At 48.1% G+C, this 19,527-nt stretch carries 14 protein-coding genes; 7 read left to right on the top strand and 7 right to left on the bottom strand.

All coding sequences use genetic code 11. The features are described 5' to 3' along the window. Positions 1-80: 80 nt before the first annotated feature. Positions 81-2,084: a beta-galactosidase gene (locus ACE04G_RS06500; protein ID WP_449004052.1), complete on the bottom strand. Its 2,004-nt coding sequence runs from the start codon at positions 2,082-2,084 to the stop codon at positions 81-83. Positions 2,085-2,325: 241 nt separating this feature from the next. Between ACE04G_RS06500 and ACE04G_RS06495 the strand changes: the two genes are divergently transcribed. Continuing rightward, the gene (locus ACE04G_RS06495) at positions 2,326-3,300 is read left to right on the top strand and encodes an AraC family transcriptional regulator (protein WP_449004053.1); all 975 of its coding nucleotides are present in this window, start codon (positions 2,326-2,328) and stop codon (positions 3,298-3,300) included. Here the strand turns inward: ACE04G_RS06495 and mobA are convergent. Beyond that, on the bottom strand, positions 3,270-3,899 hold the full coding sequence (gene mobA / locus ACE04G_RS06490) for a molybdenum cofactor guanylyltransferase (RefSeq protein ID WP_339305959.1): 630 nt from the start codon (positions 3,897-3,899) through the stop codon (positions 3,270-3,272). The genes ACE04G_RS06495 and mobA overlap by 31 nt on opposite strands. Positions 3,900-4,061: 162 nt before the next feature. Here mobA and ACE04G_RS06485 point away from each other — a divergent pair, with 162 nt between their 5' ends. Next, positions 4,062-5,255 (top strand): MFS transporter, encoded by a 1,194-nt coding sequence (locus ACE04G_RS06485; protein ID WP_036667790.1) that lies wholly within the window; start codon positions 4,062-4,064, stop codon positions 5,253-5,255. 346 nt (positions 5,256-5,601) lie between these two features. On the opposite strand, the gene ACE04G_RS06480 is transcribed toward ACE04G_RS06485, so the two are convergent. Then, entirely contained in the window at positions 5,602-7,335 is a 1,734-nt protein-coding gene (locus ACE04G_RS06480) for a glutamine--tRNA ligase/YqeY domain fusion protein (RefSeq protein WP_449004054.1), read from the bottom strand. A gap of 265 nt (positions 7,336-7,600) precedes the next feature. On the opposite strand from ACE04G_RS06480, the gene ACE04G_RS06475 reads away from it, so the two are divergent. Continuing rightward, positions 7,601-7,858 carry a DUF2164 domain-containing protein gene (locus ACE04G_RS06475; protein WP_091012850.1) on the top strand — a complete coding sequence of 86 codons (258 nt, stop codon included), beginning with the start codon at positions 7,601-7,603 and terminating at the stop codon, positions 7,856-7,858. A gap of 33 nt (positions 7,859-7,891) precedes the next feature. Further along, positions 7,892-8,440, top strand: a complete 549-nt coding sequence (locus tag ACE04G_RS06470; RefSeq protein WP_036612698.1) for a GNAT family N-acetyltransferase — start codon at positions 7,892-7,894, stop codon at positions 8,438-8,440. Between the two features lie 113 nt (positions 8,441-8,553). Here the strand turns inward: ACE04G_RS06470 and ACE04G_RS06465 are convergent, their stop codons facing one another. Together ACE04G_RS06465 and ACE04G_RS06460 are read right to left on the bottom strand one after the other, a co-directional pair. Beyond that, the gene (locus ACE04G_RS06465) at positions 8,554-9,342 is read right to left on the bottom strand and encodes an SDR family oxidoreductase (RefSeq protein WP_449004055.1); all 789 of its coding nucleotides are present in this window, start codon (positions 9,340-9,342) and stop codon (positions 8,554-8,556) included. Positions 9,343-9,368: 26 nt separating this feature from the next. Then, the gene (locus ACE04G_RS06460) at positions 9,369-9,869 is read right to left on the bottom strand and encodes a GNAT family N-acetyltransferase (protein ID WP_449004056.1); all 501 of its coding nucleotides are present in this window, start codon (positions 9,867-9,869) and stop codon (positions 9,369-9,371) included. Positions 9,870-10,136: 267 nt separating this feature from the next. Here ACE04G_RS06460 and ACE04G_RS06455 point away from each other — a divergent pair, with 267 nt between their 5' ends. Further along, the gene (locus tag ACE04G_RS06455) at positions 10,137-11,336 is read left to right on the top strand and encodes a methyltransferase domain-containing protein (protein WP_221825493.1); all 1,200 of its coding nucleotides are present in this window, start codon (positions 10,137-10,139) and stop codon (positions 11,334-11,336) included. A 79-nt stretch (positions 11,337-11,415) separates the two neighbouring features. On the opposite strand, the gene ACE04G_RS06450 is transcribed toward ACE04G_RS06455, so the two are convergent. After that, positions 11,416-14,808 (bottom strand): GH36-type glycosyl hydrolase domain-containing protein, encoded by a 3,393-nt coding sequence (locus ACE04G_RS06450; protein ID WP_449004057.1) that lies wholly within the window; start codon positions 14,806-14,808, stop codon positions 11,416-11,418. A 161-nt stretch (positions 14,809-14,969) separates the two neighbouring features. After that, entirely contained in the window at positions 14,970-15,959 is a 990-nt protein-coding gene (locus ACE04G_RS06445) for a LacI family DNA-binding transcriptional regulator (RefSeq protein WP_221825499.1), read from the bottom strand. A gap of 724 nt (positions 15,960-16,683) precedes the next feature. Here ACE04G_RS06445 and ACE04G_RS06440 point away from each other — a divergent pair. Both ACE04G_RS06440 and ACE04G_RS06435 read left to right on the top strand, forming a co-directional pair. After that, the gene (locus tag ACE04G_RS06440; RefSeq protein WP_449004058.1) at positions 16,684-18,330 is read left to right on the top strand and encodes an ABC transporter substrate-binding protein; all 1,647 of its coding nucleotides are present in this window, start codon (positions 16,684-16,686) and stop codon (positions 18,328-18,330) included. Positions 18,331-18,440: 110 nt separating this feature from the next. After that, positions 18,441-19,469, top strand: a complete 1,029-nt coding sequence (locus ACE04G_RS06435) for an ABC transporter substrate-binding protein (protein ID WP_449004059.1) — start codon at positions 18,441-18,443, stop codon at positions 19,467-19,469. Positions 19,470-19,527 lie beyond the last annotated feature (58 nt).

Here is a 19,527-nt window from a genome sequence, read left to right as displayed (position 1 = left end):
GGAAGCCGAGGGCGCTTTGGTCTTTATATTCGTTTGGAAATGTTGAATTCAACTTATATACCTATATTTATTATTTCTTATTATTGTTCGATAATCCGTATGCCCCATGGTTCCAACTCGATCTTCTCTCCCGCAGCAATCGGAGTTCCTGCCAGAAGTTCAGTCCCTTCCCCATAAGCATTCACGAAGGATGTTGCCTCATCCGCATAATTGAAATAGTAGCGAATCGTGTTCCCTTGATCGTTCACACCTGTCTTCACAATGATAGGAAAAGCCAGCTCCTGATCAGCTCCCCATAAGCCCGCTTCCTTCATGACACGTTCCAACACCTTACGGATCACCGCAGAACTGGTATAACATCCGACATAGGTTGCTTTGCCTTTTCCATAGGCATTCTGGGTAATTGCCGCATATTCATCCCAATGTGGATGATCATACCAAGCGAGTACTTCAGCCGTTGTTGGTGTAATCAGTTCCATCCAGGTGTGGACCTGGTTCTGCTCTTCACCAACTCCAAATGGATCATCGCGCAGCGAAACATGTTTTGGCTCTACAAATAGGTTGTAGCTGATCCCGCATGCCTCACTAATTAAGCCGGGCTGGCGGGTAGAGCGTACCTTGATATGCTCATTTGTGAATCCGCTTTTGAACGAGTAGACGATATGTCCGCCATCCTGTACGAATTGATTCAATTTTTCCAGCAATGCATCCGAAGCAGCATACAGAGCAGGTACAACGAGCACGTCATACTCCGCATAACTCTCAACCGATGGGTCGATGAGGTCACAGCTAATGTTCATCTTGTACAATTCATCGTACATCCAGCGCACCACGTCATTGTAGTTCTTGTCACTGGTGAAGTTAAAACCAAACCATTTGATGGATGTCAGAGCCTCATTGCTAAAAAGCACTGCCACCCGATTCTTTTTCTTCAGATTCACAAGCTGAGGACTCAGTCTTGCAAAATCCCTACCAATGGTCTTCGCTTCGTTGTACACCGGATTCGGTTCGAAATCATGACTGAGCAATCCTTTCCAATACGTCTCAAACGAATTGTGCAACGAATGCCAGTGCCAGTAAGCGACCATGTTCGCCCCTGATGCCAGATGACTGAATGCCTGCAAACGCAGTTGTCCCGGATACGGAACCCAATGCCAGAACGCCTGCGCTTCGGTCTCCAGTACCAGATAGTTCGATTGTTTGGTCGAACGCGCCACATCCCCGCCGAATGAAATTTCAATGCCGGTCAGATCATCCTGGGAAGGATGGTAGATGTCCACACTGGTGATGTCAAAAGGTTTCGATGCGGCAAAATGATCCACATCCCCTTGAATGCCGTAGGAATATCCACGCCAATCGAAGTCAAAGTTCTGGGTAACAAACTGTCCTGCCTGTTTGTATTCATTCACGATCCCCACTTGCCAAGCCAAAAAGTTGGTTACCAGCTGCCGCTGGAACTTGGCAAATTCAGCGCCCAGACTGCCGTTGATCGTTCCTACCACAGACGGGAAGTCCTCCCAGCTATTGATTCGATTGCTCCAGTAGTCGAGACCAAATTCCTTGTTAAGCTCTTCCAGAGAACTGAACTTGTTCCGCATATATTTGACGAATTGCAGTTGCACATTATCTCCGGCCGTATTGTAATGCTTTGTCTCGTTATCTGTCTGATAACCGATAACCGCTGGATGTGTGCTTACCCGAGAGATTAGCTTCCGGATGATCCGTTCGGCATAGAATAGATAGGTTGGGTGTGTAATATCCATGATCTGTCTTGCGCCGTATTTACCAGGTCCCTGAGAGGTGGTAGCCAGCACGTCCGGATGTCCCTTGACCATCCATGTTGGAACAGCATACGTTGGTGTCCCGACGATAACCTGAATTCCCGCTTCATGCATGGCATCCAGCACACGGTCTACGGAAGAAAAGTCAAATACGCCATTCTGCGGTTCATGGGTACTCCAGGTGGATTCTGCAATACGGACCACGTTGATGCCTGCATCCTTCATCATCTGAATATCCTTGTCCAATCTTTCGTAAGGCATATATTCATCATAGTAGGCTACACCATATAATAATTTGTCCATGATTTAATCTCCTTTTTGAAAATATAATGTTCTTGACGTGTGCAAGAGTTGACATATTCCAATCCATAATGGTAGCGTTTACATTATTATGGGTCGAAGAACTTGGATTGTTCAGCAACCACTTAAAAACGCTGATGCGTTCCATGGATCATCCATCCTTGCGTTAAACTAATTATAATGAAGTATACTACGGGTGCCGATTGTATAAGGCAAGTTGTTTTTACCCTTTTCCGAGGTGAATATGATGGATATCCGATCACAGCTCCGAGAAATGCCTCACCATACGTTGGCCCACTGGCTGCCTATTATCGACTGTAACATCAAATTTTATGGTGCGCACAGCCAACAAGTACCCTATGGATGGGCGATGCCGGAGGAATCACATCCGGGCTTTGAGATTATGTTGATCATCGAAGGTACGCAGGAGAGTGTGATTCATGGTTATACCTATACCGTGGAGGAAGGTTCCATTCTTCTCATTCCTCCCGGGTTCAAACATACAAATCAATGTGTATCCACGGAAGGCATGACTTATTTTAGCGCTCACTTTAATGTGGATGATCCCGTCTTCACCCTGAAGCTGATGTCACAGCACAGCCGAATCTACGCAGCAGGTACGGCAGATAATAGGAAGATGCGTTTAGTGCTGGAGAGCTGGATGGGCATGATTAACATATCTGAGGCCTACACGTCCACTGACAAAATGATCATGCAGGCCCGCATGTTTGAACTGTTCGCCCTGTTGTTCCAAGCCGCTGACAATGAACCGGAGTCCACCACTTCCGTTGCTGCTTCACATGCACCAGCTCCAACAGCCATGCATTATGCGGGAGCTATAGCGGAGGCAATCAAGCAGGCATTCCATGCCCAGCTTCGAACCAAGGAAAGCAGTATATCCACGGTCAAAGTAGAGCAGATTATATCCTCGTTTGGCATCAGCCCGGGATATGGTCTACAGGTCTTTCGCAAGGTATACGGGCGATCGCCCAGAGCTTACTTGTCCAGCTTGAAGTTGCAGGAGGCCAAAGTGCTGATCGAACAGCCAGAGCTGTCGCTCGGGGAAATTGCGTGGAAGCTCGGTTACACCCATCTGTCCCATTTCAGCAGACAATTCAAACGTTGGACAGGCCAAAGCCCGCTTCAATATCGCAATCATCATGCAGATACATCAGGTGATCCTGTATCCTACAGATCGGAATCGAGTCCAGAATCTTGATTGCGGATACGTTCGTACTCTTCCGGCGTGTTCATATTACTCATTTGCATCGCTACTTGATGAACGCCAGCTCTCTCAAGCTCTTCTGCTTCGACATAACAGCAACCGATCTCTTCAAGCCATCGCATAACTCGAAGATGATCCTGTATCAGGCGCTGCTCCAGATCAGGGAGCACTCGTATGTGGTAAGCCCCTGCAAGAGGGTGGACATGTCCATCCACGCGTGGAACGATAGCAGAATAAGAGTTATGCGACTCGACCAGTTTTTTTATTCCATCAAAGAAAGACGTTTGCAGGAGCGGCATATCGCAGGCACATACCAGATTCCAGTCTGTATCGGAAGCTTCCAGCGCCGCGTGGAGACCGGCGAGTGGCCCCTTCCCCGGATAGTGATCCTGAACGCAGTCGTAGCCCATTGCACCGTAGGTTGTCACATTGGGTCCGGCAGCCACGATGATACGGGATACGGCGGGCCTCATGGCCTTTGTAACATGTTGCAGTACTAGGGAACCGTTCAGTTCCAGCATGGCCTTGTTGGTCCCCATGCGGCTGGATAAACCTCCTGCCAATATGATGCCTGTCCATTCCCTCGTGTTCATGTTGTTATCCTCCCTCAGATCACGATATGTGTATGACCGCATCAATTTCAAAACGTTCGCTATGCATTGAATCCCCTTTCAACAAATGATACATTGAACAATATGCATTTGAAAGGAATGGCTTAATTGGACAGACCTGCACCTTCAAGAGGCAATCCCTCATTGGTTTCTCTGAAACTATATAACTTTTTCATATATGGAGCCATCTCGATCTTCGCCGGATTCCTGCAGCTTTACCTGCAAGAGATTGGCATGACCAAACTGGAGATTGGCAGTCTCATGGCGATTGGACCTTTTGTATCCTTGTTTGCCAACCCGTTCTGGGGTTTCTGGAGCGATAAATCTCGCAACATTCGCATCATTCTGATGATTATGATGGGAGGTACATTTGTGCTCGCCCAGGGTGTGTTCTATGCGCCCACTTATACATGGATTTATGTAGCCATGATTTTCTTTTATTTTTTTCAAAGTCCATTATTTGCTCAAACGAACAGTCTGATTCTCGGATATATCGATGGTACAACCCAAAAATTCGGGTCATTCCGGCTCTGGGGTTCACTCGGTTGGGCACTGACTGCCGTCGCAGCCGGACCGCTCATTGACCGTTTTGGCATCGGCAGTGTATCCATTATATTTGCATGCATGATTGCCACCGCCTTTGTATTATCCGTATTTCTACCCAGACAGCCGATCGCTTCGGATACACCCGTGGTTACTTTTCGGCGGTTTGGCAAAGTCATGTTCAATCCGTATTTTATGGCATTTATCGGCCTGGGTGTACTCGTATCGGTGCCTAATGCCATGAACAGTACGTTTATGTCACTATATATTGTAGAAATGGGTGGTGACAAACAGATGGTCGGCTGGGCCATCTTCACCTCATCCATTCTCGAAGTCGGCGTATTCCTGCTGCTCGACCGCTTGCTCAAGCGTAAAATGAGCATGCTCTTAGCATCTCTCATTCTGATCAGTGTGCTGTTTGCACTTCGCTGGCAGCTCATGGCACTGGCTAACAACCCACTGGAGATTGTATTCATTCAATTGATGCACTCCATTACGTTTGGTGGGTACTTCTATGTGGGTACGCAGCTAACCATGCTGTTTATTCCAAGACCTTATCGTTCCTCCGGTCAAGCGGTATATACGATGGCCTGGGGCGGTCTCTCGGGCGTTATTGCGGGTCTGTTCGGCGGCTGGTTGTTCCAGAGCTTCGGTGCAGAAATCATGTATAGCATTGGCGTATTCTTCTCGCTCATCGGCGCTGTTGGATTTAGCATCATGTGGTTATCGAATCGACGTAACGGCTATCAGCCAGTTGTATTGACGGAGATGGGCAATATGGATGAGGACCGATAATCTTTTGTTAGAAAGAGTTGAGAGATCGTTTTACACAAGAGCACTACGATGACAGAATACCCTTCCGATCGCTGTTATCCCCGGATTTTTTGATTCCCTTTTCAAAGGGTAAAATCCGGGGATAAAGGCGAACGCTCTGCTTCTTCAGGTTATTTCTGTCTTCTCCGTTATCGTGTAAATAAACCGTTCAAACATTCAGACAAAAGATTAAGCATAGGTGTAGTAAAGAGAAAGGCGTCTCCATGGGTTATTGCCATGGAGACGCCTTTTACATTTATAAATTTAAGTCTACTGGTTAGGCTTATAGCTTTAACTTGTAGCATTGATCCTACGCCTTGACTTTACCTTATGCCTTTGGCAGTTGGAATGAGCTTTTCAGGGATACGACCCGGTTAAATACCGGACGTCCTGGCTCGGAATGTTTTGGATCTACACTGAAGTAACCGTGACGGAAGAATTGGAATTTATCCTGAGCGTTTGCTTCCTTCATCTCTTGTTCCACAAACCCGTTAACAATCTCAAGGGAGTTCGGGTTCAGTTGATCCAGGAACGTTTTCTCCGGTTGCTCTTCCACAACCTCAGTTTCAGCTCCAGCTACTGCCACTTCGACCTCTGCTTCCGGTGCTTCATCCATGATCAAAGGCTCATACAGACGGAATTCAGCAGGTACCGCTTGAGTCGCTTCTACCCAGTGGATGGTGCCTTTGACTTTACGGCCAGTGAATCCACTGCCACTCTTCGTCTCCACATCATAGGTACAATGAATCTCGGTCACATTACCTTCTGCATCCTTGATCACATCGTTACATTTGATGAAGTATGCATGTTTCAGACGAACTTCGTTGCCAGGGAACAAACGGAAGTATTTGTTCGGTGGATTCTCCATGAAATCGTCTTGTTCAATGTAAATCTCACGGGAGAACGGAATTTGGCGATTACCCATCTCCGGGTTCTCCACATTGTTCTCAGCTTCAAGCCATTCCACTTGTCCTTCAGGATAGTTGGTGATGACCACTTTGAGCGGGTGCAGGACAGCCATCGTGCGCGGAGCTTTCAGTTTCAAGTCTTCACGTACAAAGTGCTCCAGCGTTTGCAGGTCAATTACCCCTTGGCTCTTGGAGATGCCTGTCTCGAATACAAAATCACGAATGGCTTCCGGTGTATATCCCCGGCGGCGCAGACCTGAAATCGTCGGCATGCGTGGATCATCCCATCCATCCACATGGCCTTCGTCCACGAGCAGTTTCAGCTTCCGCTTGCTTGTCACCATCTGGGACAGGTTCAGGCGGCCAAATTCGTACTGATGTGGTTGGCTCTCCATCTCACATTCAGCGATAACCCAATCATAGAACGGGCGTTGATCCTCAAACTCCAAGGAACAGAGGGAATGCGTTACACCTTCAATTGCATCTTCAAGCGGGTGAGCAAAGGCGTACATTGGATAGATACACCATTTGTCGCCCGTGTTATGATGGTGTGCATGTGAAATCCGGTAAATAACCGGATCGCGCAGATTGATATTCGGTGCAGACATATCGATCTTGGCACGCAGCACTTTCTCTCCGTTCTTGAATTCGCCTGCACGCATACGTGTGAACAGGTCGAGATTCTCTTCCACCGAACGATCACGGTACGGGCTGTTCTTGCCCGGCTCCGTCAACGTTCCGCGCATTGCACGGATTTCGTCGGCGCTTTGGTCGTCGATGTAGGCTTTTCCTTTTTTAATCAACAAGACAGCACGGTTGTACATCTCATCAAAATAATCCGAGGCAAAACGTTTCTCGTTCCACTCGTATCCGAGCCATTTCACGTCTTCCTGAATCGATTGAACGTACTCAACATCTTCCTTGACCGGGTTCGTGTCATCAAAGCGCAGATTCGTTTTGCCGCCAAATTCGCCGCCCAGCGTAAAGTTAATCCAGATCGCCTTGGCATGGCCGATATGCAGATAACCGTTCGGTTCCGGAGGAAAACGGGTAATAACTTCCTGGACTTTCCCAGACCGGAGATCTTCGGTAATAATATTTTTGATAAAGTTAGGTGGGGTTGTACGATTGTCCACAGGTATCAAACCTTTCATGAATGGATTGGAGCCTTCGGGAATTGCAGCAATTCCGGCTATAATTCCTTAATAACGAAGTCATTTCCTGAAAAAATCTATTTTCTTGGAAAGTTTCGTACGCGTTTCATTTAAATATACCTTTAACGGGGGAGGAGTTCAATAAAGAACGGCACCAAAGTCAGGATCAGCCATGCATAAATAGGCCCAAAACCATTTTGACGGGTTCGCTCGAATCATGTAGCATGATAGTAAAAACAAATTAAAGGGAGGGTTTCCCATTCCATTGAACTCGCTTAAACTGACCAAAGAACAGCAGGATGAAGCCATTCGCACCATCCAGTCGTATTTCGAAGAGGAACGTGGCGAAGAACTGGGTGATCTGGCCGCTTGGGGTGTCCTCGACCTGTTCATGACACAGCTCGCTCCCTACATATATAATCAGGCACTCCGTGACGCACGCACAACAGTTAATCAACGCATGGCCTCGATGGAAGAAGACCTGTTTGCACTGGAGCAAAAGTTACCCAAGACTTCCCGCTAATCCACTAATTTATAAAGAAAGAAGGTTGCATTCATGTTTACCTATTCATTGGATGAATATACCGAACTCCGGCCGCTGGCCATGGAACATACCAAACCGCTGTTCGAACTGACGGATCGCTCGCGGGATCAATTGAGACATTGGTTGCCGTGGGTGGATCATGTGACAGAAGTGGAACACACCTCGAACTTTATTACCAACGCGTTAAAACAAGGTGCCGAGAATGGCGGATTCACCGCCGGAGTATGGTCAAAGGGGGATCTAGCCGGCGTCATCGGATTCCACGAGATTAACTGGACTAACCGCTCGGTAAGCATCGGATATTGGCTTGGCAAAGGTTTTGAAGGTCAAGGCTTGATGACAAGCGCTTGTCGCGTTCTGGTTGATTATGCACTGGTGACCCTGGATCTGAATCGCGTCGAGATTCGCTCGGCAACCAACAACAAACGGAGTCGCGCTATCCCAGAAAGACTCGGATTTGTTCTCGAAGGTGTCATTCGTCAGGCAGAGAAGCTGCCTAAAGGTTACGTGAACCATGCAGTATACGGCATGCTTCAGCATGAATGGGAACTTTTGCGCTAATTCGCCTACATAATAAATCAGGAGAGATCTCTCCCAACATACCGGAATAACAGGAATACCCTCGATCTCCACAGAATGTGGTGACAGAGGGTATTTTATTGTATCCATGGATTTTATAGGGCTCGGACCATGCCACCATCCACGATCAATGAGGTTCCGGTAATGTACGTATTGGCCCCGGATAACAGGAACACCACCGCTTTGGCAAACTCCTCCGGTTGACCATAACGTCCTAGTGGAATCTCTTTACGGAACTGGTCAGATACCTCTTCCTCACTGATTCCGTTCTGCTCAGCCCGCGCTGCATCCAATTCACGAATACGATCTGTTGCAATACGTCCTGGTGCCACCGTGTTGATCAAAATTCCGTATGGAGCCAGCTCCTGGGATAACGTCTTCGCCAATCCAAACACGCCTGTACGGAACGTGTTGGACAGCACCAGACCCGGAATGGGCTGCTTCACCGAAGTTGAAGCGATATTCACAATGTGTCCTCCGCCTTCTTTCATATAAGGAAGAGCACCGCGAATCAGCCTTACATAACTGAGTACATTTAATTCAAATGCACGCTCCCAATCTTCATCCGTCAGTGACTCAAATGAACCCGATGGTGGGCCACCCGAATTGTTCACCAGAATATCAATCTGCCCAAACAGCTCCGCTGTCTTATGAATCAGCGCCTCAATATCTGCCTTGCGTGTCACATCGGTTGCACAATATTCCACACGTCCACCACCACCAAGCGCCAGCAGCTCCTGCTTCACTGCTGCGAGCTTTTCTTCGCTCCGGCTGGCAAGCATGACGTCAGCACCTTCTGCTGCCAATTGAGCGGCTACCGCTTTGCCCAGCCCTCGACTGGAAGCCAGCACCAGTGCTTTTTTACCTTGAAGTCCCATGTCCATCGTTGTTCCTCCTTCTCAGCTGGTTTCTATTTGGTCTGGATAAAATAACCCATAAGAATATCGTCCACATACTTGTCTCCGATATAAAACTCGGACACCAGCCTGCCTTCCGTCACAAATCCACACTGTGTATAAAACGTAATCGCTCCCGGATTGCTGGAAAGTACGCGCAGCCTGAGCTTGCGAACGCCTTGTTGGGCCGCATGCTTCTTGATGGCATCCATCAAAGCTGTGGCAATGCCACAACGCCGATCATGAGGGTGAACTGCAATATGAATCTCGTAGACATGACGGTTGACCGGCATACCTGTGGCTGGCTGAAAGCCCACATAACCACATACCCGCTCTCCCTGCACCGCAATCAATTGACTGCCTGGAGGGCAATGCTGCAGATATTGTTGCCTGGAGCGCCAATGCATCGGTGCAGGAGAGGTGTATTTGTCCCATACCAGGGCATCCAACTCCATTAGCTGGGCAGCATCCTTAATCTCCGATGGACGAATCGTAAATGTATGGCTGGTAAGCATAATGATTCAACCTTTCGTGCTATAGTCGACAACGCTGTGCGCTACAACGTCGGGAAAGTTAAGAGAGTTAAGAACGTTGAGAAGCTTAGGAATAGGAAGACATTGTTCGTTCGCTTCACTGTTTAGATTTCTTTGTTCTATATATTGTAGCATAGCCTCAGCTTTGACTAAAATTCCACTCGGTATTGAACCTTTTCGCAAAATGAAATAAACACTTAACCTTGCCGTAACGTCATGCTTTATACTGATTCGATAAGGAGGGGATGCATGATGAATATCAAAGAGGCAGCAAGCAGGCTTGGTATATCGGCGAGAGCCATTCGTTTTTATGAGGAAAAAGGATTAATTCTCCCCGCCAAACAGTCTAGTAACGGGTATCGTACATACACTGAGAATGATATCTGGCGGCTTCAAACCATTGCTGCACTGCGTGAGATTGGCATGTCCCTACAGGATATTACACACGCGCTCGGAGAGATTGATCAAGGGAATCAGCAGCGGCTGGAAGAATATCTGGAGCTGCAACAGGCCGTCATGTATGCCCAGTGGATTGAGTTGAAACGTATGATGGATACAACCCAACGTATGATTGACCTGAATCGTCAGGAAGTACCGCTGGATGTCAGCCATCTGCACGATCTTGCGGACAGTGCCCGTCGCCTGCGTGAAGCCCGGCAGAACTGGCATGATCGGTGGAATTATGACACGCAGGCAGCCATCCATGATCAGCGAGTGCAGGCTGAAGGCAGAGTCAGTACTGAACATCCCAATTCAGAGGACAATCATCATTCGGACAACGCCTCCCCTGTAAGCCATGAGAATGAAGTTCTACATCCACACCAGGATGCAGATCATTCCACGCCGGGCGACTCCAATGATACGGTACAGTCTTCCTTTTATCTGTATCACAACTATGACGAAGCGCTCGAACAGACAGCACATTGGATCTCTCCCGCCCTTGGTGAGAAAGGACTCGATATCGGTACAGGCACAGGTAATCTGGCTGGGAAACTGCTACAGCACGGCGCAGACATGACCGCAATCGACCAATCCCGGGAGATGCTGCGCAGATGCCGCACCAAATATCCTGAGATGCATGTGAAACTTGGGAATTTTCTGGCGCTGCCTTTTGCCGATCATTCCTTCGATTTTGTTGTATCCAGCTTTGCTTTCCATCATCTGAGTGCAGACCAGCAACTATTGGCTTTACAGGAGATGCAGCGGGTATTAACCTCGCGCGGACGTATCGGTCTAACCGATCTGATGTTTGTGGATGCTGCTCACCGTGAATCCTACATTCGGCAGGCCGAAACCACAGGACATGAGGAACAGCTGCGTGCCTTGCGCGAGCGTCACTTCCCTCTGCTGGGTGAGCTATGCGGCTGGTTGGAGCAGCAGGGCTACGTAACCAAGCATGTGCGGCATAATGAGCTGTTACATACGTTACTGGCGGTTCCACTGCGGTAAGCAATCATGAGCATATGCCAAAAAGGCCATCCCGCCTTGAATAAAGGAGGATGACCTTGGTGTACATCATGTTATGAAATTACATATAGATATCAACAACCGTACGCTCAGTTGCACTACGTGCTTGTCTGAACTCATCAAGCGAGATGCAGACCCCGCCCTGACGGTAACGGTTCGCTGTACGCTCGGTGCGAATGTCCTTGCCATTCACCGCTACACGGCTCACAGCACCTTCGTTCAAGTGATAGATAAACGTCACTGGCTCACCTGCATACTCGAATTCGAATTGCATGCCGTTCAGCTCAGCTGGCAATACCGGGTCAATGACCAGATCGCCGCCCTCTTGACGAATGCCAAGTGCATTGGAGATCAGCTGGTTCATATAGATTCCAGGGCCGCTGGAGTAGATTCTCCATCCGCCTTTCACCTGTACAGTCCCTTTACGAAGCTGGTCAAAATGCTCCTGTGCCTCATAACGCGTATTAAACTTGCCGTCTGAACTACTGAAGTACGAGTTCGCTTGGCGAATCTCCGCGTTAGGTACAACCTCACCGATACCAACCGGGTTGATCATCGCGAGACCATTCCACACCTGATCTGTCTTGCCGAGCTTCGCCATCGCTTCCACGTAACGGATATGAGCATGAACATATTGCAAACCAATCTCACGTCCGAAATTGGATGCTTGCTCTGCACGTTTGAAGTGTGTACTTACTCCGCCAGCATATTGAGCCGGACGATTCATCAGACGCACGCCATCCGGGCACAGGAACTGTTCACGGATCAAGGCATAATGCGATTCAGCTTGCTCCGCATTCAGCAATTCACCGATCATGCTGCGCGTCATTGGCAACAGACGATATTGAATACCTGTCTCTGTGTCTGTTGGATGAAGCATCAGTTTCGCTTGGTCGGCTTCTTCCATGTACACAAAGCCTGGAATCACATCTGTGCCCAGCATGTAACGGTTAAAGTCCTCACGGATGCCTTGAGCCAGCACGTCAAGCTCCTGTGCAAAGTCCGCATCCTTGAATTTCAGCGCTTGCGAGAGCACATTCACGGACTGATACGTCAATGCTACAGTCCAACTGCTCACCATGTATTGCTTCAGCTGTGCATTGGCTGGTTGGAGCGTATCATCCCAGTCGCCATCGCCGTAGGAAGACAGGAACGTATCATGCAGGAAGTGCGAGCGGATATATTCGATCTCTTTTTTCGCGTGATCCAGTACCGTTGCCGTCTCTTCCGTGAACCCGAAGCTATGTTTAACGGTATAAGGTACTTTCTCATCCAGGATCGCATAGTCGCGAGTTGCTGTCAGGTAGTCCGCCAATACTTTCAACGGCCATACGATGATGTCGCCATGACTTTCTTCCTGTTGAATCGCAAAGTATTTATCAAACATGAACCATTGCGGCCAGTTGCCATCATCTTCATATTGGTGGGTATAAACCATTTTGATGATATCGCGAACTTGCTCATATTTTTGCGTTGCCATAAAGTACTCCACCGGACCTTGGCACACATCCCGTGTACCCCAAGCCGCGCCGCCATACTGCTCCAAACCGTGAGGCACGGAGTAGTGAACCAGCATATTGTGGGTGTACCACCAAGCCAGCGCATTTACTTTGAACAGATCCTCAGCACTCTGACCTTCGCCACGGGACAAACGGAATCCGTTCATCACACCTGCGAAGAACTCGCGGTATGCCTGTACTTCCTCTTCAAACGTCAGGCTTGAACCTGCTACCACTCCGCTATCCGCTTGACCTTCCAATACCCCTTGTACCTTCAGCGTCCATTCAGCACTCGCTTCCAGACTAAGCGTTACCAGCGATGCGGAACCACTGCGGATACCACTTGCCAGCAACGTTTCGTCCCCTACATTCACAGCTGCGCCGTCCACCGACATGCGGTATTGCAGATCTGGATACGTTCCTGCACTAATCGCTTGTGGATCAGCCTTGAAGATCAAAGTATCGCCATCCTGCGTCATATGCAGCGGATATTCGTATTCATTCACATTCATCGTAATCTGGTTTGTTACCAGGTAACGGTATGCTGTGCCGCTTGTGGAGCGTACGTTCATGTTCACCTCGGTGGTGTGTGCCCCTGTATAGTTCGTTACGATGATCGTATCGGATGCCGTTTTGTAGATCCAACGTACATAGTTGAAGCCAATTTCGAACAGGGAAGGCATCGTCAGCAGACGATATTGTCCGTCCATTTCCACATAGATGCGTTGTCCCGCCGTTTTCGGCACGTTTAGTGCATTGCGAGCATTACTGATCATTTTATTAAAATTGGTGTTACCAATAACGAGTTGTGAGTTGAAAATACCGTACATATACGATGTTGTCGTAATAACCTGTGCTCCAAGTTGCACGTTGCCACCACTCATCAGAATGTGACCGTGTGGACGCTCTACGAGCAATTCTTTTGCTTTCAGAACGATATGCTCATAGCTGCCTGTGAAGAAGGACAACAGTTCCTCACCGCTGTGCTCTTCCTGATGACGATCAGGGAACAGTTCATGAATCTCATCTTGTGTCAGATCAAATGTAACCAGTGGTTCACCCAGGAAGGAGGACAGTTTCACCTGTTCCAACGTGTCACCATTTTCCACAGTCAGAGCCTGTACTTCATTCCATGCTGCGGTAACTTCATCTCCGAATTCCAGTGCAGAGATTCCTTCGGCATGATTAGGCTTCGCCAGTCCATAGAAGACCACCTGAGCTTCTCCGTTTAGATTCAGCAGTTCAGATTGCAGCGCCGTGTAGGCAAATTCATACTGATACGTCTCATTTGCCAGCGTTGGGCGATTCAAGCTCTCTGGTTGATTCGTTTCCTTGTACGACAGACCGAAGAATTGGAATCCATCTGTGGAGTAACCAACTGCTTTCGTCAGGGAACCTTGTTGCATATAAGGAAATGCGCCGCCCTGAGGCTGGTTTTGACGGGAACAAACGACATAACCTTTCGCTTCATCTTCAAACACCGTGTGGTCAATGTATTGTGACAGATAAGCTTCATTACTGCGTACCGCACCTGGATCAGCAAGACCTACATCCTGTCCGTATACCACGTCTACGTTATGTTGTTGTCCTGTGAGCTTCACATCCCAGAACCATACACCTTGAGGTGTAGCCGTAAATACGACCTGATAGCCAATGCCTTTTTCGCTACCTTCCAGCTGGACTGTGCCCTCCCAGATCAACTGGTTGCTGGATTGTGCCTTGCTTGTAATCACCTTGCTGTTCGAACGTACACCGAGCAACGGGAACGAGCTGATATTCTCTCCCTCATGTACACGCAGGTACAAGTTGTTCAATGATCCATCAATCTGGTTGTTGAGCAACTGGTTCAACATCGTTGTGCCGGATGTAGCTTGGTATAGGTCGCCACTGTTCAAAAAGGTAAAGGATAACTCTCCGGCACTTAAGCGGATCGGTTCATTAATCATCGTTGTCATAAGGTTCACTCCTTGAAATAGTTAAAATCGAAACGTTTCGATAAATCTGAAAAAGAATAGGGGCCTCTTCAAACCGGCCATTTACAGCCCGTCCGGACGATAACCCCATCATTAAACTTTTACTTCAGCATGCAGGCAGTTCTTGGTTGTTCAGACTCGGTCTAAATCGAACGTACAGAGCTGCGCTCGATCATGTTAATCGTTAACGTATATGAAGGGTCAACCGCTTCGCCATTGAGCATCTGGAATAACAGATGTCCGGCGAGCGACCCGGCTTCATGCTTCGGCTGGCGTATCGTTGTCAGTGGTGGATTCACATATTCGGACAACTGAATATCGTCAAAACCGATCACGGAAATATCATCCGGCACCGATACACCACGCTCTTCCAATGCCTTTAGGCCGCCAATCGCCATCTCATCGTTACCGTAAAATACCGCTGAGGGAAGATCGCCTTGCATGATCATCATCTTAGTTGCGCTGTATCCGCCCTCACGTACAAAATTACCGTTCAGACGCCATTTGGACTTTTCTTCAAGTCCCGCTTCCCGCATCGCTCGCAGGTACCCTTGGTAACGGAGCGCGTTATCATATGAGTTGGATGGACCGCTGATATAGGCAATCTTCTGATGTCCTGCCTGAATCAGGTGGCGGGTGGCAAGGTAACCGCCCTGCTCTCCATCTACCAGCACGTTGACCAGATGGTCACTCGACAGCTGACGATCCATCACAATGATCGGAAAACGATGACCGGCAGATTCTACCAGAATATCATCATGAATGTTATGCGCCAGGATGATGGCTCCATCTACTCTTTTTTCACGCAAAAATCGCACTGCCGTTGAGTCCCGTCCACCCATGGAGCTGCACGCAATCAGGTCATACCCGTTCGCGAGGGCTACATCCTGTACACTACGGATCAACTCCGAGTAATACGGGCCCGACAGATCGGTCAGGATCAAAGCGATCGTGTTTGTCCGGCTCCGTTTCAGGTCCATGGCAAAGCCGTTCTTGCGGTAATTCAGTTCTCGTGCTGCCTCAAGCACTTTAGCTTTGGTCTTGGCACTAACCTTGCTATCCCCGCTCAGCGCATAGGAAGCAGTCGAGAGTGCTACACCTGCCAGCTTTGCCACATCCTTAATCGTTGCCATTCCACGTTCGCTCCTTCTAAACTATATATAAGTTCAACTAAAGAATATTTACACTTACCACTCCGATGACAGAATAACCTTCCGATCGCTGTTATCCCCAGATTTTTTTTAATTCCCTTCTTCAAAGGGAAAATCCGGGGATAAAGGCGAACGCTTCGCTTCTTCACGTTATTTCTGTCCTCTCCGTTCTCGCGTAAAAAGTTTAGTTGAACCTATATAGAACAAATTCAAGGTTACCCACATTTTATACGGTACATGGTTAGAACAACCACTAAATCCTTCATTATCGTTTATTAATCTTTATACATATCATAGCGATGGATGTCAATCGAAACGTTTCGAGGTGTTCTCAAAAAAAATCCTCGTTCCCATCCTTATGGGACCACGGTTGAATGCGTCCCGTTCCAATCCATACCATTAATGATGGTCATGACGCGTCTTTCAATCTGGCGCCCTATGACCAGTTATTGCCTAATACAATGAAACTGGCAGTAAACGCCAGATTGAAACGTTTCGACATTTTCATTATAGTCGGTGTTGATAGCGATTTCAACCACTTTATCTATTTTTCACAGAAAAAGTTGAATTGTCCAATCTGTCCATCCACGTCACTCCGTTTATAGTATATACTGCATAATAGTTGAGATCCGCGAATTACGCCAGTATACAAAGGGCATGAGACGCATAATGCCCCTGCTGACTTATATAAGGAGACAGTTATTTAATGAATATTTCCAAACCCACATACCAAAAAAAACCACTGTCCCGTCCCGTTTCCTTGCAGAAGATTCAGTCCGTACCTGTTGCCCTGTTCAAGCTGTGCCATCTGGTGCAGCTTCACGACCGCGAGGCATTCTCCCGCATAGATGAGATGTGGAGCACACTTCACGTACTATACGTCATTACTGCTGGCCAGGCCAGGCTGATCAGTGCAGAGGGCAAACTGACATTAAATGCAGGCTCTGCAGTCGTTCGACAAGCTGGAAGCCTGCTTCAGCACGAGAGCAAGCGCGGCTCCCTGTCGCCAGTACAGGGCATTGCTATTGCTTTTGATTCCATTGAAAATGAACAGCTGTTCTGGCCGTTCGGGATACCAGCCCCCATTGCGAGCCGTACTCTCACCGACAGGGCAGTAGAGCTGATTCAAGCAAGTTCGACAGGCCATGATTCGAGCCCCTTCAGGCCACATATGCTTTTCTATGAATTACTGGATATTTTGCGGGATCATGTAGCTCATTCTGCTCATGAAGATCAATCCTGGCTCGATGCTGTACTCAGACATATCCATCAGATGTATACGCATCCGCTGACTCGCGAACAATTGGCACGCGATGCGAATGTGAGTCCCGAGCATTTTTCAAGAGAGTTCAAGAAACATACAGGTCTTACGTTTGTTGAATATGTGACCCGTCTCAGAATCAGGATGGCTCAGGAACATCTGTTGTTCGCGAACCCTACGCTACAGGAAATTGCACATCTAACAGGCTACAGGGACACCTTTTATCTGAGCCGCAAATTCAAACAGATGGTTGGATCAGCACCAACACACTACCGGAAAATGCCCAAGAAGATTGTATCTTTGACTTACAATTATACGGCCTCACTTCTGGCACTGGGCCACACTCCCCACATGGGCGCCGTAGCAAGCTGGATGGAAGAAAAAATGTGTGCGCATGATCATGATGGTCATGAACAATTTGAGCAACATTCCGAATATGAGCTGGTTAAACATACGGATCTGATTGCAAACACTCAGCCCGACGTCATTATCGGTTATGCACCACATCCCGCTTCCGATGAACTACGTCTGATCGCACCGACCATTCTGATGCCCTTTGAGGAACTTGATTGGCAGGAGCAGCTTCTTCATTTGGGTCGAATTACGGGGCTTGAGTCCAATGCACAAGCGTTGTTAGATCAATATCATCAACTTGAGCAAGAAGCCAATCATACGTTGGACCAACAGATGGAAGGAACACGAGGGTCCGCCGTTTGCATGTTTATGATTGGAGAAGACGGGGCTTATATCTACGGTCATGGCTGGGGCAGAGCTTCTCATGTGCTGTATCAATCGCTGGGCTTCACTCCACCCTCACGTATGGAGCAGGATGGGCAGTTACTTACGGGGTACGTTCATGTTCCGTTGTCCGAGATTCACTTGTATGCCGCAGATCACATGTTTGTCGCCTTCCCTGAGGAACCTGCCGAACGAGAAATGCTGGATAACTTGCTGAATCAGGAATCTTGGGGCACCCTCTCCGCCGTTCGTGAAGGACGTGTATACGAGATTGATGCCGACATGTTCTATGGATTCGATCCTCTGTCCGTTATGGAGCAGTTGCAGCATATCATGCGTCACCTCACATCATAATTGTCCATGCTGTAGTGATCATAGTTGTCCATGTACAAATATCATATCTTCCTCTATGTTATTAATGAGAATAATAATCATTATTGATTATACACAGGGGGAACAAGAATATGTTTGCTGCAAAAAAACGCTTTTCCGGCTTGGTGCTTATGCTCGCCATCATTATGATTCTGGCTGCATGTAGCAGCGGAACAGGCTCGACTGCCACTGAACAGACATCGGCAGCGGGAACCGAAACGACAACAGCCTCTTCCGAGACAAACACAGACACGTCGTCCGGTTCGGATAATTCAAATGCTACACGAATCTACAAGTCGTTAAGCGGGGATGTTGAAATTCCGGCTGAACCGAAACGAATCGTCACGGATATGTACGTAAGTGATCTGCTCGCACTGGGTGTGAAACCCGTTGGGGCTGTTCAATATTATTTGGAAAACCCGTTCTATGCAGATCAGGTGGCGGGCATCGAAAGTATCGGTGATCGGGCAGCGGTATCCATGGAGAAGGTTATTGCCTTGAACCCGGATCTGATCATTACCTACTCTGATCAAGCCGAAGAGATTGAAAGTTATAAAAAAATCGCACCTACCGTGGTCATTCCGTATGGTACATTCACCAATGTACATGATGAAATCCGGGGATTCGGAGAGCTGATGAACAAATCCGAAGCAGCCGAAGCTTGGCTGAAAACGTACGATGAACGAATTGAAGCCGCTCGCGCCAAGGTGAAAACAGTCATCAAACCGGAGGAAACCTTCTCCATCCTTGAAGTATCCGACAAGAGTTATTATGGATATGGAGACAACTTTGGTCGAGGAGGACAAGCGGTCTACAGTGCTTTGCAACTTGCCCCACTCGAAATCACCAAAAAAGAACTGATGGGTGATACCCAATGGAAAGAGATTTCGCGTGAAGTTGTTGGTGATTATGCAGGGGATCATATCTTCTTAACCGTTGGAGAGAACAATAAAAATTACAAAGGTGATGCCATCTGGCAATCCCTGCCGGCTGTGAAAAACAATCAGGTGTATGAATTATTGGAAGACCGTTACTGGTACTTCGACCCGATTGCGATTCAAGGTCAGGCTGAAGAATTCGCCGATATGATCGTAGAACGTGCAGAGCAAAACCGTAAATAACATAAGCATAAATCCAGGTGTCCGGACAGGCTAGGGCGCGTCTGAAAACTCCGAAGGA

The organism is Paenibacillus sp. AGC31 (assembly GCF_057334655.1).
Note: the sequence above shows the minus strand (reverse complement) of the source record. Positions and strands in the feature narration are given on the sequence as shown.

Coding starts and splice junctions, on each gene's coding strand:
- ACE04G_RS06440 (WP_449004058.1), top strand. CDS start 16,684: ATGAATATTTCCAAACCCACATACCAAAAAAAACCACTGTCCCGTCCC.
- ACE04G_RS06450 (WP_449004057.1), bottom strand. CDS start 14,808: ATGACAACGATGATTAATGAACCGATCCGCTTAAGTGCCGGAGAGTTA.
- ACE04G_RS06495 (WP_449004053.1), top strand. CDS start 2,326: ATGATGGATATCCGATCACAGCTCCGAGAAATGCCTCACCATACGTTG.
- ACE04G_RS06445 (WP_221825499.1), bottom strand. CDS start 15,959: ATGGCAACGATTAAGGATGTGGCAAAGCTGGCAGGTGTAGCACTCTCG.
- ACE04G_RS06435 (WP_449004059.1), top strand. CDS start 18,441: ATGTTTGCTGCAAAAAAACGCTTTTCCGGCTTGGTGCTTATGCTCGCC.
- ACE04G_RS06480 (WP_449004054.1), bottom strand. CDS start 7,335: ATGAAAGGTTTGATACCTGTGGACAATCGTACAACCCCACCTAACTTT.
- ACE04G_RS06465 (WP_449004055.1), bottom strand. CDS start 9,342: ATGGACATGGGACTTCAAGGTAAAAAAGCACTGGTGCTGGCTTCCAGT.
- mobA (WP_339305959.1), bottom strand. CDS start 3,899: ATGAACACGAGGGAATGGACAGGCATCATATTGGCAGGAGGTTTATCC.
- ACE04G_RS06500 (WP_449004052.1), bottom strand. CDS start 2,084: ATGGACAAATTATTATATGGTGTAGCCTACTATGATGAATATATGCCT.
- ACE04G_RS06470 (WP_036612698.1), top strand. CDS start 7,892: ATGTTTACCTATTCATTGGATGAATATACCGAACTCCGGCCGCTGGCC.
- ACE04G_RS06455 (WP_221825493.1), top strand. CDS start 10,137: ATGATGAATATCAAAGAGGCAGCAAGCAGGCTTGGTATATCGGCGAGA.
- ACE04G_RS06460 (WP_449004056.1), bottom strand. CDS start 9,869: ATGCTTACCAGCCATACATTTACGATTCGTCCATCGGAGATTAAGGAT.